Source organism: Kribbella sp. NPDC020701, from assembly GCF_055562215.1.
The window spans coordinates 481,881-497,723 of sequence record NZ_JBVHFT010000005.1 but is presented as its reverse complement, the minus strand read 5'-3'; the positions used below and the strand labels follow the sequence as shown (position 1 = coordinate 497,723).

The 15,843-nt window shown below is 68.3% G+C and carries 15 protein-coding genes; 6 read left to right on the top strand and 9 right to left on the bottom strand.

Annotated elements, in window-relative coordinates; genetic code table 11:
- Positions 1 to 38: 38 nt before the first annotated feature.
- Positions 39 to 1,637 carry an ABC transporter permease gene (locus ACZ3HV_RS15455; protein ID WP_465684730.1) on the bottom strand — a complete coding sequence of 533 codons (1,599 nt, stop codon included), beginning with the start codon at positions 1,635 to 1,637 and terminating at the stop codon, positions 39 to 41.
- Complete coding sequence (locus tag ACZ3HV_RS15450) at positions 1,634 to 2,545, bottom strand: ABC transporter ATP-binding protein (protein WP_465684728.1); 912 nt, start codon at positions 2,543 to 2,545, stop codon at positions 1,634 to 1,636. The genes ACZ3HV_RS15455 and ACZ3HV_RS15450 overlap by 4 nt, the downstream gene beginning before the upstream one ends.
- A 97-nt stretch (positions 2,546 to 2,642) precedes the next feature.
- Between ACZ3HV_RS15450 and ACZ3HV_RS15445 the strand changes: the two genes are divergently transcribed.
- Together ACZ3HV_RS15445 and ACZ3HV_RS15440 are read left to right on the top strand one after the other, a co-directional pair.
- Positions 2,643 to 3,155 (top strand): GbsR/MarR family transcriptional regulator, encoded by a 513-nt coding sequence (locus ACZ3HV_RS15445; protein ID WP_465684726.1) that lies wholly within the window; start codon positions 2,643 to 2,645, stop codon positions 3,153 to 3,155.
- Positions 3,156 to 3,378: 223 nt separating this feature from the next.
- Positions 3,379 to 4,314: a type IV toxin-antitoxin system AbiEi family antitoxin domain-containing protein gene (locus tag ACZ3HV_RS15440; RefSeq protein WP_465684724.1), complete on the top strand. Its 936-nt coding sequence runs from the start codon at positions 3,379 to 3,381 to the stop codon at positions 4,312 to 4,314.
- Positions 4,315 to 4,493: 179 nt separating this feature from the next.
- On the opposite strand, the gene ACZ3HV_RS15435 is transcribed toward ACZ3HV_RS15440, so the two are convergent.
- Positions 4,494 to 5,153 carry an NBR1-Ig-like domain-containing protein gene (locus ACZ3HV_RS15435; protein WP_465684722.1) on the bottom strand — a complete coding sequence of 220 codons (660 nt, stop codon included), beginning with the start codon at positions 5,151 to 5,153 and terminating at the stop codon, positions 4,494 to 4,496.
- 142 nt (positions 5,154 to 5,295) lie between these two features.
- On the opposite strand from ACZ3HV_RS15435, the gene ACZ3HV_RS15430 reads away from it, so the two are divergent.
- Positions 5,296 to 5,991, top strand: coding sequence for an SH3 domain-containing protein (locus tag ACZ3HV_RS15430; RefSeq protein ID WP_465684720.1), 696 nt, complete (start codon positions 5,296 to 5,298; stop codon positions 5,989 to 5,991).
- An 87-nt stretch (positions 5,992 to 6,078) separates the two neighbouring features.
- Here ACZ3HV_RS15430 and ACZ3HV_RS15425 read toward each other — a convergent pair whose 3' ends face one another.
- Together ACZ3HV_RS15425 and ACZ3HV_RS15420 are read right to left on the bottom strand one after the other, a co-directional pair.
- Positions 6,079 to 6,804: an alpha/beta fold hydrolase gene (locus ACZ3HV_RS15425; RefSeq protein ID WP_465684718.1), complete on the bottom strand. Its 726-nt coding sequence runs from the start codon at positions 6,802 to 6,804 to the stop codon at positions 6,079 to 6,081.
- Between the two features lie 29 nt (positions 6,805 to 6,833).
- Positions 6,834 to 7,838, bottom strand: a complete 1,005-nt coding sequence (locus ACZ3HV_RS15420; RefSeq protein ID WP_465684716.1) for a LacI family DNA-binding transcriptional regulator — start codon at positions 7,836 to 7,838, stop codon at positions 6,834 to 6,836.
- A gap of 154 nt (positions 7,839 to 7,992) precedes the next feature.
- Here ACZ3HV_RS15420 and ACZ3HV_RS15415 point away from each other — a divergent pair, with 154 nt between their 5' ends.
- The 3 genes from ACZ3HV_RS15415 to ACZ3HV_RS15405 all read left to right on the top strand — a co-directional run bounded on the left by ACZ3HV_RS15415 (position 7,993) and on the right by ACZ3HV_RS15405 (position 11,192).
- Positions 7,993 to 8,964: a carbohydrate ABC transporter permease gene (locus ACZ3HV_RS15415; RefSeq protein ID WP_465684714.1), complete on the top strand. Its 972-nt coding sequence runs from the start codon at positions 7,993 to 7,995 to the stop codon at positions 8,962 to 8,964.
- Positions 8,945 to 9,874 (top strand): carbohydrate ABC transporter permease, encoded by a 930-nt coding sequence (locus tag ACZ3HV_RS15410; RefSeq protein WP_465684712.1) that lies wholly within the window; start codon positions 8,945 to 8,947, stop codon positions 9,872 to 9,874. The genes ACZ3HV_RS15415 and ACZ3HV_RS15410 overlap by 20 nt, the downstream gene beginning before the upstream one ends.
- Before the next feature lie 133 nt (positions 9,875 to 10,007).
- On the top strand, positions 10,008 to 11,192 hold the full coding sequence (locus ACZ3HV_RS15405) for an extracellular solute-binding protein (protein WP_465684710.1): 1,185 nt from the start codon (positions 10,008 to 10,010) through the stop codon (positions 11,190 to 11,192).
- A 3-nt stretch (positions 11,193 to 11,195) separates the two neighbouring features.
- Here the strand turns inward: ACZ3HV_RS15405 and egtD are convergent, their stop codons facing one another.
- The 4 genes from egtD to ACZ3HV_RS15385 all read right to left on the bottom strand — a co-directional run bounded on the left by egtD (position 11,196) and on the right by ACZ3HV_RS15385 (position 15,728).
- On the bottom strand, positions 11,196 to 12,161 hold the full coding sequence (gene egtD, locus ACZ3HV_RS15400; RefSeq protein WP_465684708.1) for an L-histidine N(alpha)-methyltransferase: 966 nt from the start codon (positions 12,159 to 12,161) through the stop codon (positions 11,196 to 11,198).
- Positions 12,158 to 12,919, bottom strand: coding sequence for an ergothioneine biosynthesis protein EgtC (gene egtC, locus ACZ3HV_RS15395; RefSeq protein WP_465684707.1), 762 nt, complete (start codon positions 12,917 to 12,919; stop codon positions 12,158 to 12,160). Before egtC ends, egtD begins: the two co-directional genes overlap by 4 nt.
- Positions 12,919 to 14,256 carry an ergothioneine biosynthesis protein EgtB gene (egtB, locus tag ACZ3HV_RS15390; RefSeq protein WP_465684705.1) on the bottom strand — a complete coding sequence of 446 codons (1,338 nt, stop codon included), beginning with the start codon at positions 14,254 to 14,256 and terminating at the stop codon, positions 12,919 to 12,921. Before egtB ends, egtC begins: the two co-directional genes overlap by 1 nt.
- A 242-nt stretch (positions 14,257 to 14,498) precedes the next feature.
- A complete protein-coding gene (locus tag ACZ3HV_RS15385) occupies positions 14,499 to 15,728 on the bottom strand; it encodes a glutamate-cysteine ligase family protein (RefSeq protein ID WP_465684703.1) in 1,230 nt (409 codons plus the stop codon).
- Positions 15,729 to 15,843 lie beyond the last annotated feature (115 nt).

The window sequence follows — 15,843 nt, the reverse complement described above, 5'->3', positions numbered from 1 at the left end:
GGCCGTGCGCTGGACCCCTCAGACCAGCGCGGTTTGGGTCAGCCGATGTCTCGGCGGCGGAACGTGGTGAAGCCGGCCAGCGTGAGGGCGGCGGCGATGGCGGTCAGCCAGAGGACCGGGGCGGCCGAGAAGTCGCCGCCGGGGAGCCGGGGCGTGTGGCCGTACGGGCTGAGGTTGATGACCGACTGCGGCAGGTTGAAGACCTCGCCGAACTGGCCGATCAGCAGGAACACGCCGTACAGGACCCAGCCGCCGGTGACCAGCTTCGGAGCGAAGCCAAACAGGATGACGACCAGTGCGGTGACCAGCCAGATCGCAGGCAGTTGTACGGCGGCCGCGGCCAGCATCCGTGGAACCTGGCGCCCCATGTTGCCCAGCGAAGCACCACTGGAGATCCCAGAGCCCAGTCCAGCCACCAGAATCAGCGCAGTGGTGCCGAACAGCGCCATCAGAACGTGACTACCCAACCAGCGGGCCCGAGTGACGTCGGTGGCCAGCAGCGGCTCGGCCCGCAGCGCAGTCTCCTCGGAGCGGAGCCGGAGTGCCGCCTGGATGCCGAAGGCAGAAGCGAGCAGGCCCATCACTCCCATCTCCGTCGCCAGGAAGGCGTCGGTGATGCCCTCCACACCGCCCATCTTCTGCACCATCTCGCGAGCGCTGTCGCTGGTGACGAACCCGTCCACGTTGCTGGCGATGTTGCCGACCAGCAGACCGAGCAGGAGGAACCCGAAAACCCAGCCGTAGAACGATCCTCGGTGCAGTCGCCAGGCCAGTGCGAGCGGCGACCGCAGTGATGAGGACGCCCTGGCCGGCCCCGGGCGCGGCCGCACCAGACCGGCACCGACGTCACGCCGCCGGATCAGCGCCATCGCACCGGCGACCATCAGCGCCAGGAACGCCAGCGGTACCAGTACGACGACGAACCGGTCGCCGGCGTACGCGCGCATCTGTTGAGACCACCCGATCGGCGACAGCCACGACACCCACTGCGAGCCCCCGTCCGACGACGAGTCGCCGATCGCGCGCAAGACGTACGAAACGCCCAGCACAATCGCAGTGAACCCGTTCGCGGCTCGAGCACCCTCAGTGAGCTGTGCTGTCACCGCACCGACGCCCGCGAAGGACAGTCCGGCCGCTGCCCACATCAGTCCGAAGGCGAGCGAACCCGAAGCAGGCAGTCCGGTCCCGATCAGCGACAGTGCGGTCAAAAGGCCGAGCAGTACGACGGTCCCCGACGACACGATGAGTGCAGCGGTCAGAGCGGCGTACCGGCCGACCACTCCGGCGCTGAGCAGTTCGAGGCGGCCGGACTCCTCCTCGCTCCGGGTGTGCCGGACCACGAGCATCGCGGCCAGCAATCCGACGAGCAGTGCACCGAACGCGGTGAGCTTGAACAACGAGAGCTCCCCGAGCGAGGTCTCGTCGAAGATCCGGCCGTACAGCGAGACCAGTGCGGGCGACGCGTTCGACGTACGCGCGGCTTCGACCCGGGACTGCACGTCCGGATAGAGGTCGATCGACGCCTTCGCCGACCCGGCCGCCATCATCACGAACACCACGATCCACACCGGGATCAGAACCCGGTCCCGGCGCAGCGCGAGCCGCACCAGGGTCCCGGTACCGACGAAGTCGTTCATCGCGCGGCCGCCACTGGCTCAGTGGTGTCGTCCTCGTAATGCCGCAGGAACAGCTCCTCCAGCGTCGGCGGCTGGGCTACCAGACTCTTGATCCCGCTCGCGGACAGCTGCCGCATCACCGCGTCCAGCTGGGCCGTGTCCACCTCGCAGCGGACTCGGTTGCCCTCGACATCGAGGTCGTGAACGCCCGGAAGCTGGGCCAGCCCGTTCGGGGAGGCGGCCAGCTCGGCGTGGATCGACGTACGCGTGAGGTGGCGCAGGTCGGACAGCGTGCCCGTCTCGACCACCTTGCCGCGGCGGATGATGCTGATCCGGTCACACAGTGCCTCGACCTCGGAGAGGATGTGGCTCGACAGCAGCACGGTGCGGTCGCGCTGACGGTCTTCCTCGATGACCTGCCGGAACACCTCCTCCATCAGCGGATCCAGGCCCGACGTCGGCTCGTCCAGAATCAGCAGCTCGACATCCGAGGCCAGCGCCGCGACCAGGGCGACCTTCTGCCGGTTGCCCTTCGAGTACGTGCGGCCCTTCTTGGTCGGGTCGAGGTCGAAGCGACGCAGCAGGTCGTCGCGCTTCTTCTCGTCCAGCCCACCGCGGAGCCGGCCGAGCAGGTCGATCACCTCGCCGCCGGTCAGGTTCGGCCACAGGTTCACGTCGCCGGGGACGTAGGCGAGCCGGCGGTGCAGCTTCGCCGCGTCGTGCCACGGGTCGCCACCGAGCAGCGAGACATCGCCGGCGTCACCCCGCAGCAGCCCCAGCAGCACCCGGATGGTGGTGGACTTCCCGGCGCCGTTCGGCCCGAGGAAGCCGTGCACCTCACCGGTCGCGACGTCCAGGTCGAGACCGTCGAGGGCGTGCGTACTCCCGTACGACTTGTGCAGTCCAGAGACCACGATGGCTGATGTCATGATTCATAACGTACACTTCATTCAGAAGATTGTGAATCTTTCTAACACGTCGTTCACGTGTCAGGTATTCGAGTGACCTAGAGGGGATGATGGGGCGGTGAGTGCACAGCGAGACGACGATGCCGTCCGGCGGTACACGGAACAGTTCGGCAACCTGCTGGCCGAGACAGGCTGGCCGCGGATGGCTGGTCGCGTGTTCGCTGCCATCCTGTCCAGCGTGGACGGGCGGATGACCGCCGCCGAGTTGTCCGACCAACTGCAGGCGAGTCCGGCCGCGGTCTCCGGTGCGGTCAATTACCTGCTGCAGCTGCGTCTGGCTACCCGCGAGCGCGAGCCGGGGACCCGTCGCGATGTGTACGTCGTCCAGGACGACGCCTGGTACCAGACGATGATGAGCGAGGACCAGGCCCTGGTCCGCTGGGCCGACTCGCTGCGCCGGGTGCTCGATGCCGCGGGCGACGGCACCCCCGCCCACCGCCGCATCCGTGTCTCCCTCGGCTTCATCGACTTCATCGGCGGAGAGGTCAAGGGCCTCAGCGAACGCTGGATCCAACGCAAGGCCGAAATAGACGCCGAACTGGACGCCGAATCCACCCTCCCCCACAGCTAACCCACGCCAAGCAGCCGTCGGCGCCGCGGACAGTTGTCGGGGGCTTGGACAGGTTGTGGGGGGCTTGAACAGGTTGTCGGGGGCTTGGACAGGTTGGTGGGGGCTTGAACAGGTAATTGCTTGTTCAAGGCCACCAGATGGGGTGCACGGTCCCGGGATGTGGTTGTCCACAGGTGGGAAATCGGGGCGCGTTCGACGGCTGGAACGACGGCATGTTGCGGGTATGAATCCGAAGTTGAGTGTGTTCACCGCCGCTCGGCGTGGCTGGTTCACCCGGGCGGACGCGATCGAGTCGGGCTACAGCGACAGCGAGCTTCGGCGGCGATTGCGCGCCGGGCAATGGTCGCGCCTGTCCCGTGACGTGTACGTCGAACCGGCGACTTGGCCGGCCGACGAGCCTTCGTGGGACAGGGCGAGACGATTGCACCTGCTGAGGACTCGCGCCATCGTCGACCGGATGGGCGCCGGCGTGGTCGTCAGCCACCAGTCCGCCGTACTGCTGCACGGGCTACCGACCTGGGGTCTTGATCTCGCCAAGGTCCATCTGACCAAGCCGCTCGGGCGGACGCGCTCGGACGCCGTTGCGGAGGTGCACCGATCGCGGTTCGACCCTGGTGAGATCACAGTGGTCGATGGTTTGCGCGTCGTCACGCCTGCCCGTGCCATCACCGAGACCGCCTGCGCGTCGTCGTACGAGGTGGGCGCTGTGCTCGGGGACGCTGCTCTTCACCAGCGGCTGGTCTCGGCGGAGGCGTTGGTGGCGACGGCGGATCGGCATGCGTACTGGAGTGGCTCACCAGCGGCACGAGCGGCGGCACGCTTCGCCGACGGGTTGAGTGAGTCGGTCGGCGAGTCGCGACTGCGGGTGCTGATGGCGAACCACGGCTTGCCGGCGCCCACATTGCAGGCTGAGATTCGCGATGAGGGCGGGCGGCTGATCGGCCGGGTCGACTTTCTGCTGTGCGGTCGGTTGATCGTCGAGTTCGATGGCGCGGTGAAGTACGGCGAGGACGCGGGCGGCGCCGTACTGGCGGAGAAGTGGCGCGAGGACCGGCTCCGGGCGTGCGGCTATCGCGTGATCCGCATCAGTTGGGCCGACCTCGGTCAGCCGCAGGTCACCGCGGACCGCATCCGCCGAGCCGCCGGAACGCCAGCATGATCCCCGAGCACCTCAACGGCGCTGGGAGGCTCGAGCACCTCGCCGGCGGGGTGATCCCTGGGCCGCGTCCGGCCGGCCGGGTGTGGGGGGGTGGGCCGGTGGGGCGGTGGGCTTGAACAGGTTATTTCTTGTTCAAGCCCACCAGATCCTGTTCACGGCCCCGGACGCCGGCGACGGCCTCAGAGTTCGTAGACGGTGAAGATGGTGCAGTACATGGGGGGTGATTCCAGGCCGGGGTAGTACAGGCGGCCGGCGTCGTCGGTGATCTTGAAGTAGGCGGTGGAGGCGCCTACCTGGGAGGGGGCCTGCAGTGACATCGACACCGTCACCGTGTCGCCTGGCTCGGAATCCGGCAGGCGTTCCCTCGACGGGGAACGCAGCCAGCCGGGAGTGCCGGGGGCGCCTTGGCGGGTTAGCCAGCGGTCGCGCCAGGGGCGTTCGCCACTGTTGCGGATCTCCCAGATCTTCACGAAGGACTGGTCCCGGCAGACTCGCGTGCCGTCGGGGATGGTCTCGCCGACGAGTTCGGCGCGGTCCTCCGGGTGGTGGTCGACCGGTACGGATCCGCCGAGCAGCACCGGCTGCACGTGCCGGCGGATGTCGCGCTGCGACATGTCGCGTCCGGCTCGTACGGCGGCGTCCAGCTCCATCAACTGGTTGACCAGGGCCTGCCCGGCGCCGAACGAGGCGTCGTACCACTCGATCAGCTCGCGGCTGGGCTTGGTGTGGCCGCGCTCGACCCGGGACAGGTGGCCCTTGTCCCACCCGGACTCCGCCGCCGCGCGGCTGAGCGGCACGCCGAACGCTTCCCGGAGCTCGCGCATCCGGGAACCGATCACAAAGCGAGCCTGTGCAGGCCTCACAGTGCACTCCCTGGGGACTCCCCGGCCGATCGTTGCCCACTGCGACAACACCGTAACCCTCTGATTCTCTGTAAGTCAGTGCCAGTTCGCCACTCCCCGAGCGAAAAGGACAAACGACATGCGTACCGCCCTCTTGCGCATCACCGCCCGGATCGCCGCGACCGCCCTGCTCGGCGGCGCCGCGGTCCTGACCACCGGCGCCCTCCCGGCCAGCGCCGCGACCGGCACGGTCGTCACCGACAGCGGCCTCGGCGTCACGATCCGGTCCGGCAACGCGACCAGCTTCAGCTCGGTCGGCACCCAGCCGAACGGATCGGTCGAGATCGACTGCCAGCTCTATGGCGAGCCGGTCACCGGCAAGTTCGGCCGCAGCCTGGTCTGGGACCACGTCCCCGGCAAGGGCTTCATCTCCGACGCCTACGTCAACACCGGCAGCTCCGGCCTCGTCGCACCGCTGTGCGCCAGCAACCCCCGCGCCGACAAAGCGATCGCCTGGTACGCCGCCCGCAACGGATCAACGGCCTTCCAGGGGTACTGCGAAATGGCCGCCGAGAACTCGTACGGCAAGACGGCCATCTGGGCCTCGGCCAAGGCGGACTGGAACGACGCCGTCGCCCGTGGCGTCGCACACCGCGGCGACCTGAACCCGCCGAAGGGCGCCCTGGTCTTCTGGGACCTCGCCGCCCCCTACGGCCACGTCGGCGTGGCCCGCGGCGACGGCTACTTCTGGGCCACCAGCGTCAACGGCAAGATCGGCCTGGCCAAGCTCCCGTACTTCTCCAGCTACCTCGGCTGGGCCTGGCCGAACTTCTGACCAGAACACACAGGACCAGAACACGCAGGACCGGAACACGCAGGACCAACCCCGCAATGACGAGCACCCGGACGCGCGTTCCGCCCCTCACGCGTCCGGGTGCTCGACCCTGTCCAGCCAGTCGGCCACCAGCGCGCGGTACACGGCATGGGACTCGACCGGCAGGTCATGGCCTTCCAGATCCAGAACGACGTACGTCGCGCGCGGGTAGTCGTCGAGAACGGACCACGCGTCTGCGTACCCAGTCATGGTGTCCTCGCGACCGGTGACGATGAGCGTCGGCCCCTCGAAGCGGGTGGCCGGGTCCTCGCGCAGTGCGTAGGTGGACACGTCGCCTTGGATCCGCCCGAGAAAGGCCAGATCGGCCTGCTGCTCGGCGACGTCGTAGTACCGGCGCTGCTTCTCGTGCCACTCCGGCGTCTCGACGAAGTGTTTGCCGGACGGCAGCGTCCGTTGGGTGCGATCGACCACGATGCCGGGCACGCGGAGCAGCAGACCGAGGACGCGGGACGGGTCGCGCTTGATGATGCCGCGGGCATGCAGACCGCCGGCCGACGTACCGGCCAGGGCGAACCGCTCGTCGCCGACCAACTCGTCGACCATCGTGACGATCGCCGCCAGCATGCCGTCCTGGTCCGTGATCGACGGATCCGCCGGCGACCTGCCGGTGCCCGGTGGGTCGACGTAGATCCGCCGCCACCCGGGACGGCCCTCGAACACGGGCTCGTGGACGTCGCGACCTTCGCCGTTGGCGCCACCCCAGCCCGGCAGGAAGATGATCGGCCGGCCGGAGCCGAAGGACTCGTAGTACATGGACCGACCCTAGCCAGCGCCGGGCGGACTCAGCGAGCCTTTCTCTTCGCGGCAGAATCCGGCGAACGCTCGCCGGACCCACGCTGAATCAGCGCGCACGGGAGCACGATCCGCTGCGGCGGACGCGTATCCGCACCCGACGCGCGATCAAGCAGCAGCCGCGCCGCGCTGCGACCGAGTTCGGCGATGTCGGAGGCAACGACCGTGACGGGCGTCGGCAGCATGTCGGCCAGCCGGAAGTCGTCGAACCCCACCACGGCGGGCTCCCGGCCGAGCTCACGCAAGGCCCGCAGCACGCCCTCGGTGAGAAAGTTGGTCGAGGCAAAGATCGCGGTCGGCGGATCGGGCCGGAGCATCACCTCGCGGGTCGCCTTGGCCGCGGCCTCGGCATTGCCCTCGGGCAGCTGGACGACGAGCGCTTCGTCGACGTCGATGCCGGCAGCCCGATGCGCTCGCCGGTAGCCGCGCAACCGTCGCCCGGTGGTGTAGTACGACGGCGCCATCAGGATCGCGATGCGCTCATGTCCCTGCTCCAGCAGGTGTTCGGTGGCGAGCCGGCCGCCGCCCTCGTTGTCGACCATCACGATGTCGGCGTCGATCCCGGTGGCCGGCCGGTCCACGAACACCACCGGTACGCCGGCGCCCACCAGGAACGAGTGGTCCCCCTGGTCCGGCACGATCATCAGCCCGGCGACCTGCCGGCTGACGAGCTCCTGGATCGCGCGCTTCTCGCCCTCCGGGTCCTCGTCCACACTGCCGAGTACGACGGCGAACCCGGACTGCCCGGCAACCTCGAGCGACGCCTTCGCGATGGTCGCGTAGAACGGGTTGGTCAGGTCGCCGAGGACGAGCGCCAGACTCGACGACTTCTTTCCCGGCCGGAGCGCGCGGGCGACCTCGTTGCGCTGGAACCCGAGCTGCTCGATCGCGGTCCGGACCCGCTGGGCGGTCTCGTCCCGGACACCGTGCCCGCCGTTGACCACCCGGGACACCGTGCCCAGCCCGACGCCGGCCCGCCGGGCGACGTCGATCATCGTCGGCCGGGGGGCCGCCGGCCTGTTTGGAAACGTTTCGGACACGGGGTTGACTTCCTTTTCACGACACGGCATCGTCACCCAACAGTAAATCGTTGGAAACGTTACCGTCCAGGAGGCAGGGTGAGTTCTTCCAGAGCGGAGCGAGGGAAGCGTGGGTAGAGTGTCTCCCGGCCACACCGCGAGTCCGCGGTCCCGCAAACTCGGCCGGAACCGCGGCGGTATGAGCCGGAACGCCGGTTCCGACACCAAGGCGGCGTACCTGTTCATCGCCCCGGGGATCATCGGGTTCACCGTCTTCGTGGCGTATCCGCTGATCCGGTCGTTCTACCTCTCGCTGACCAAGTACAACGGCCTGGTCGACCCGGTGTTCGTTGGCCTGGGCAACTTCCGGCGGTTGTTCACCGTCGATCCGGCGTTCTGGCCGGCGCTGCGCGCGACGGGGTACCTGGTGGTCCTCTACGTGCCGTTGTCGCTGATCATCGGGCTGGCGCTGGCGATGTTCTGCAACCAGCGGTTCGCCGGCGTCCGCATCGTACGGACGTTGTCGTACCTGCCCGTCGTACTCCCGGCGGTCGCGACCATCACGTTGTGGAAGTTCATCCTCGACCCGCAGGTCGGGCTGCTGAACACGGTGCTGGACCGGTTGGGCCTGCCGACGAGTCTGTGGTTGCAGAGCCCGAAGATGTCGATGCCGGCCGTCGTCCTGGTGATGCTGTGGGGCGTCGGCGGCACGATGATCATCTTCCTGGCCGCACTGCAATCGGTGCCGACCGAGTTGTACGAGGCGGCCAAGGTCGACGGTGCCGGGCCGTGGTCGGTGTTCCTCCGGATCACGATGCCGATGATCAGCCCGATCATGTTGCTGCAGGTGATCCTGCAGACGACGGCCGCATTGCAGACGTTCAACCAGCCGAAGATCCTGACCAACGGCGGGCCAGGGTTCAGCACCAACGTGCTGATGCTGTCGATCTACAAGAACGGCTTCCCCAACCTGGGCCAGATCCCGCAGCTCGGCTACGCGTCCGCGCAGGTCTGGGTGCTGTTCGTGATCATCATCGCCGTGATCGCCCTGACCGCGAAGTTCTCCTCGCTCTGGACGTACAGTGACAACACTCCCGACTGAAATCGCCGAAGCGACCACGCTGCCGGTCGGCACCGAACCGACGACCACGCCGCCACCCGCGAAGAAGAGCCCACGCCTGGTCGGTACGACGGCCTGGTACGTCGTCGCGCTGTTCATCTGCGCGGTGATGGTCGTGCCGCTGCTGTGGATGATCACGATCGGCCTGAAGAGCCAGACCGCGGTGTTCGACATCCCCCCGAAGCTGCTGCCGCACGAGTGGAAGTGGAGCAACTTCATCGAGGGGCCGAAGGCGATCCACTTCCCCCGGCTACTGCTGAACTCGATCATCATCACCGCGCTCAGCGTGCTCGGCGGGGTGATGACCGCGATGATGGCCGGCTACGCACTGGCCCGGTTGCGGTTCCCCGGCCGGAAGGTGTGGTTCTACCTGTTCGTCGGCAGCATGCTGCTGCCGGGTGTGATCGGGCTGATCCCGTTGTTCCAGCTGTACAAGAGCATCGGCTGGTACGACACCTGGCTGCCGCTGATCGTGCCGGCCTTCCTCGGCGGGAATCCGCTGTTCATCTTCCTGGCCCGGCAGTACTTCCTCGCGATCCCGTACTCGATCGACGAGGCCGCCAAGATCGACGGTGCCGGCCACTTGCGGATCTTCGTCAGCGTTATGTTGCCGCTGACCCGGCCGGCCTGGCTGACGATGGCGATCCTTGCGTTCCAGGCGTCGTGGAACGACTACCTGAACCCGCTGGTCTACCTGTACTCGTCCGGGAAGTGGCCGCTGTCGGTGGGCATGGCGTCGTTCATCTCACCGTTCGCGGGCAAGACGCCGGACTGGAGCTACTACATGGCCACCAACCTGCTGTACATGCTGCCGCCGCTGATCGTCTTCTTCGCCGCGCAGCGCTACTTCATCCAGGGCCTCGGCTCGCTCGGCAGCACGACCCAGAAATAGAGGGGAATCTCCTGTGAAACGCACCTTCTTCGTTACAACGTTGGCCTGTGCCGGGTTGCTGACGGCAACGGCCTGCAGCGGCTCGGACTCCGGCGGCGGCGGGTCGAGTGACGGCCCGGTCACCGTGACTGTGATGACGTGGGAGTCGGCCCAGACCAACGCCGCGATCAAGAAGGCGTTGGCCGACTTCAAGGACGACAACATCACCGTCCAGCTGCTCGACACCCCGGCCGGCAACTTCGGCGACAAGCTCGCCTCGCTGACCCAGGCGAAGAAGCTGCCCGACCTGTTCTGGTGCGGCAACGACACCGAGCAGCAGTACACCTCGCAGGGGCTGCTGGTCGACTGGAGCAGCAAGATCAAGGATGGCGACGGCGACTTCAAGGCCGACAAGTTCGTCGGTTCGGCGATGGAGAACTGGAAGACCGCCGACGGCCAGATGGGTGGCCTGCCGTCGCTGATGAACACGTACGGCGTTTGGTACAACGAGGACGCCTTCACCGCGGCCGGACTGGCGGTCCCGAAGGCCGGCTGGACCTGGGACGAGATGTACGCCGCGGCCGCGAAGCTGGCGAACAAGAACGGCGCGAAGTACGGCCTGGTCGCCGACCAGCTCACCTCCGGCGACGGCCCGTTCACGATGAGCATGTACTCCGTCTCGGCCGGGGGCGCACCGTTCACCGACAACGTGAACCACCCGACCAAGGCCGAGGCCGACGCCAAGTACACCGAGGGTGTGCAGAAGCTGGTCGACGCGATCAAGAGCGGCTCGGTCTCCCCGCCCGGGTACGACGCCGCGAACGTGCAGTCGCTGTTCTCCGCGGGCAAGGTGCCGATGATGTTCGGCGGGCAGTGGCTGGCCGCCGGGTTCCAGACCGACAAGCCGAAGGTGAAGTACGGCTTCGCTCCGTTCCCGCAGGTCGACACCCCGACGACCCTGTACGACTCGGTCGGCATCTGCACCCCGCAGTACACGAAGAACCAGGACGCCACGTTCAAGGTGCTCGAGTACCTGAACACCAAGGTGTGGGACGCCGTCCTGCCGGCCTCGCCGGTCGCGCCGCCCGCCTACACCCCGGCGCAGGCGAGCTACTTCGACGCGCTGACGAAGGCGCAGCAGACGACGGTCGTCGACACGGTCAAGGCCGATCTGGCCGCGGAGGAGACAGTCGGCGTGCGGTTCACGACGCAGTGGGCGCAGCAGGTCGGTGACCTGACCACGGCGAACTACCAGCCGATCCTGAGCGGTAAGAAGCCGGTCTCCGATCTCCCGGCGTACATCGACAAGATCAACGGTCTGATCAAGTCGGCCGGCTGAGGGTCAGACAGCTTGCCAGAGTGACAGGGCGAAGCGGGCTTCCGAATCGGTCCACCACGCGGCCGACGTGAAGCCCGCTTTGTCCAGTTCTGCCGCCACACCGTGGCGGTGGAACTTGGCGGAGATCTCGGTGTGCAGATCCTCGCCCGCGGCGAACTCGACCTCGAGGTGGACCTCCGGGATCAGCACGCGCATCGCCCGGTCGGCCCGCAGCCGCATCTCGATCCACTCGTTCTCGGCGTCCCAGATCGCCACATGGCTGAACGCCTCCACGTCGAAGTCGGCGCCCAGCTGCCGGTTGATCACCCGCAGCACGTTCCGGTTGAACTCCGCGGTGACGCCCGCGCTGTCGTCGTACGCCGCGACGAGGGTGGCCGGATCCTTGACCAGGTCGGTCCCGAGAAGCAGCCACTCCCCCGGCTCGAGAACCTCGCGGATCGACGAGTAGAAGGTCTCCCGCTCGGCAGGGAGAAGGTTGCCGATCGTCCCGCCGAGGAACGCGACGATGCGCGGCGGATCCCCGGGAAGCTTGTCGAGGTGAGCGGTGAAGTCGCCGACCACGCCGTGTACGCCGAGCGCCGGGTAGTCGGCGTTGATCGCATCAGCCGCGTCCCGCAGCGCCGACTCCGAGACATCCAGCGGTACGAACGTCGTCAGCGTGCCGCGGTCACGCAACCCGTCGAGCAGCAACCGGGTCTTCTCCGACGACCCGGACCCGAGCTCGACCAGCGTGTGCGCCTTGGTGATGGCCGCGATCTCACCGGCCCGCGCCCGCAGGATCTCGCGCTCCGCCCGGGTCGGGTAGTACTCCGGCAGTCGCGTGATCTCCTCGAAGAGCTCACTCCCGCGAGCGTCGTAGAACCATTTCGGTGGCAGCCACTTCGGACTCGCAGTCAACCCCGCCCGGACATCGTCCCGCAAAGCACGAGCCGCATAGTCCGGAGTCAGATGTACGTCGATGAGGGTCACTCTTGTCCTTCCATCGGGGTGATGTGGAGGGTGGTGGCGGTGGCCACTAGGAGCGAGTGGTCGGGGACGGGGGTCCAGGTGCCGGGGCCGAAGGGTTCCGAGCTGACGGTGACCGAGTCGGGGGTCCGGTGGACTGTGAGGGAATGGGTCCAGGAGGTGGCGACGAGTTGCTCGCCGTCGGTCAGCAGCACATTCAGCCGGGAGCCGGGTGCCACTGCCTCCACGTCCTGTACGACGGCCGCCACAGCGTCGGCCGGCGGGATCCCGTCGGACAGGCGGTTGGCGATGAGGGCCCAGAGCAGCGCTGAGTCCACCGGCGCATCGAGCTGGAGCAGGTCGGCGACAGGGAGTCGCTCGGCCAGCTTCTGCGTCGACTCCGGCCAGCCGGCGATCCGTCCGTTGTGACTGAACAACCAGTTCCCGACCATGAACGGCGCGACCGCCGACTGCCCGTACGGCATCCCGACGGTCCCGTTCCGAACGGCAGCGATGACGGCGCCGGACCGGATCGAGGCGGCCAGCCCCGGCAGGTTCTCGTCGGTCCAGATCGGCACGCTCCGCCGGTACCGCACCGGTCCGCCGTAGACGGCGGCGTCACCCTCGGGGAACCAGCCGAGGCCGAAGCCGTCGGCGTTGACCGTGCCGCCGCCGCGCATGTCCGCGGGTGCCCAACTCTGTTCGAACAGCGAGTGCTCAGGCTCGAGCACCAGGGAGGCCAGTGTCACCGGCGGGCCGAGGTAGGCAAGATGACGGCACATCAGGCCTGCAGCTCCTCGGGACGCGGGTCGCGGGCGCAGCGGAAGCCGGCGAAGATCTGCCGGCGGATCGGGTAGTCCCAGTTCCGGAAGGTGCCTCGGGCAACGACCTCGTCGGTGCCGAAGGAACCGCCGCGGAGGATCTTGTAGTCAGGCCCGAAGAAGACCAGCGAATACTCGTCGTACGGCCAGGCGCGGAACCCCGGGTACGGCCGGAAGTCGCTCGCCGTCCACTCCCAGACGTCACCGATCAACTGCTCGACGCCGAGTGGTGACGAACCGGCTGGATACGCCCCGACCGGCGCCGGAGCGAGATGGCGCTGGCCGAGGTTCGCATGCTGCGGCCCCGGGCTCTCGTCGCCCCACGGGAACCGCCGGGTCCGTCCGGTCGACGGATCGAACCGCGCCGCGAACTCCCACTCCTCCTCGGTCGGCAGCCGCTTCCCGGCCCAGCGCGCGTACGCCTCGGCCTCGTAGAAGCAGACGTGCATCACCGGCTCGTCGAGCGGCAACCGCTCCCGATGCCCGAACCGCAACCGCCACCACTCACCGTCGGCGAGCTCCCAGAACCGCGGCGCGACCAGCGACGCCTTGCGCACATGCGCCCACCCGGCCTCGGACCACCATTGCGGATCGTCGTAGCCACCGGCGAGCACGAACGCTAGGTAGTCCCCGTTGGTCACCGGCGCGGTGTCGATCACGTACGGCGCCACCCGGACGGCGTGCGCCGGCCGCTCGTTGTCCAGCGCCCACGGCTCGATCGACGTACCCATCTCGAAGACCCCGCCGGGCACCAGCACTTCCCCGGCAGACAGCTTGCGCCCGGCCGGTGGCGGCGGCGCGTCGAGCACCGGCGCACCGACACGCAGCTGATGGGTGGCCAGCATCGTCTCGTCGTGCTGCTGCTCGTGCTGCGTGATCATCCCGAACGCGAACGCGTTGTCCACCAACTCGCGCCCGCCGTCGAACTTCACCTGGTCCAAGACATCCATGACCTTGTCCCGCACCTCGGTCACGTAGGACCGCGTCTCGACCGGACCGAGCAGCGGCAGTGCCGGCCGATCCGCGCGCGGGTGCATGAACGCGTCGTACAACTCGTCGATGTCCTGGCGCAGGGGCTCGCGGCCGCCGACGTCGCGGACCAGCCAGAGCTCCTCCTGGTTGCCGACGTGCGCGTAGTCCCAGACCAGCGGCGACATCAGCTTGGAGTGCTGCTTGACCAGGTCGTCGGTGTCGACCGCGTCGGTGAGTTGCACCGTCCGCGCCCGCGACCGCTCGAGCTGCTCCGCCACGAACGTACGCAGCCCCTCGGGCGACAGTTCGGATAGTTGGTGAGTCATGGGGCCTCCCGGCCTGGACTGAGGAGTGGAGGGAGCGAAGCGACCGGAGCGACGACGGAAGGCCGGGAGTCAAGGCCCTGTGACCCTGCCGGCCTTCCGAAGGCCCGGCCAAAAGCACGGTCATGGGGCCTCCCGGCCTGGACTGAGGAGTGGAGGGAGCGAAGCGACTGGAGCGACGAGGGAAGGCCGGGAGTCAAGGCCCCATGACCCCGCCGGCGCCGAAGGCCCGGCCAGAAGCACAGTCATGAAGCTCGCCTTCCATGGGTGGTGTCTTCGACGATGCGCTGCAGCCGGGTTGCGACCGCATCGGTGAGTTCGGAGTCCGCGCCCGTGCGGGCCAGCACTTCGGTGCCGAGATCGACCACGTCGCGGGCCGCCTGCAGGACCAACTTGTCGTCCAGTCCTTCGCGAGCCGCCGGGAACCAGCGGCCGGCAGCGGGCTCGGCGGCGGCCAGCGCCTGGTCGATCACGGCGGGGTCGGACATCAGCGCGGTGAGCAGCAGGGTCGGGGCGATCCACCCGTCACCGGTCTGCGCGTCGAGGTAGCGCACCTCGAGATACCCGCGCGGCCGCACCGGCGGGAACAGCGTGGACACGTGGTAGTCCAAGTCGTCGTACGTCGGTCTGTCGCCGGGCAGCTGTCCATCCGCCCAGGCGCCGAAGGTCAGTCCGTCGGGCGCGTCCCAGCTGTCGCCGCGACGCAAGCACAGCACCGGCGCTTCCATCGCCGTCCGCGCCCACGCAGCAGCGGGATCGCCGTGGAGTGGTGGCGGCTCGGTGAACGGTGCACAGGTGCCGAAGGTCGCCTCGGTCCGGGCCGAGGCCCAGCCGGTGTCGGCACCGGCACGGCGGCGCGAGTTCGCGAAGAGGGCGACCAGGGTGGGACCGAGATCGTGCAGTGCGCGCCAGCGCACAGCGGTCTGGTCCTTCTCACCGGCGTCGAGGCAGATCTGCAGGCCCGCCGTACTGCACATCATCCGCGGCCCGTGCGGGCCGAGGCGCTGGAAAGCGTGCTCCATCGCCGCGTAGCGCGGGACGGTGAGGATGCGGCGGGGAAAGCGGAAGGCGTCCAGGCCGTGTGCGCCCGGAACCAGATCCGCATCGAGAAGGAGATCCGTCAGTTCGGCCGCGTCGGCGGCGGTGTCGTCGATCAGCCGGGGAATCGAGTCCAGGGCCGGGCCGGAGATCTCCACCTGGCCACCAGGCTCCACAGTGACCAGAGCGCCCCGGCCGAGTGGCAGTTGCGGACTGCCTCGCACCAGGGTCGCGGGCGCGTGCACGCCCAGGGCCTTGCTCAGTCGGTCGGCGTCGAGGGGCCGGTGCGGATCCTCCGCGTGATGCACGGTCCATTCGAGTTCGACGCCGTGCAGCCGGGGAGGACCGTGCTTGAAACAGACCATCGCGACGTAACCCTCCGCCTCGGCCCGGGAGCCGATCGGGGTCGTCGCCGGAGAACCACCGGGCGCGGTCACGTCTGCGAACCTAACCCCGGACCAGCGGACGGACAACCGACGTGAGGTTACCCGTCAGTGACGCCTGCAGCGTATGTCGAATCATGCCCGCCATGCTTCCCGGCATCACCGACAC

Coding starts and splice junctions, on each gene's coding strand:
- ACZ3HV_RS15450 (WP_465684728.1), bottom strand. CDS start 2,545: ATGACATCAGCCATCGTGGTCTCTGGACTGCACAAGTCGTACGGGAGT.
- ACZ3HV_RS15455 (WP_465684730.1), bottom strand. CDS start 1,637: ATGAACGACTTCGTCGGTACCGGGACCCTGGTGCGGCTCGCGCTGCGC.
- ACZ3HV_RS15405 (WP_465684710.1), top strand. CDS start 10,008: ATGACGTGGGAGTCGGCCCAGACCAACGCCGCGATCAAGAAGGCGTTG.
- ACZ3HV_RS15420 (WP_465684716.1), bottom strand. CDS start 7,838: ATGATCGACGTCGCCCGGCGGGCCGGCGTCGGGCTGGGCACGGTGTCC.
- ACZ3HV_RS15425 (WP_465684718.1), bottom strand. CDS start 6,804: ATGTACTACGAGTCCTTCGGCTCCGGCCGGCCGATCATCTTCCTGCCG.
- egtB (WP_465684705.1), bottom strand. CDS start 14,256: ATGACTCACCAACTATCCGAACTGTCGCCCGAGGGGCTGCGTACGTTC.
- egtC (WP_465684707.1), bottom strand. CDS start 12,919: ATGTGCCGTCATCTTGCCTACCTCGGCCCGCCGGTGACACTGGCCTCC.
- ACZ3HV_RS15440 (WP_465684724.1), top strand. CDS start 3,379: ATGAATCCGAAGTTGAGTGTGTTCACCGCCGCTCGGCGTGGCTGGTTC.
- ACZ3HV_RS15430 (WP_465684720.1), top strand. CDS start 5,296: ATGCGTACCGCCCTCTTGCGCATCACCGCCCGGATCGCCGCGACCGCC.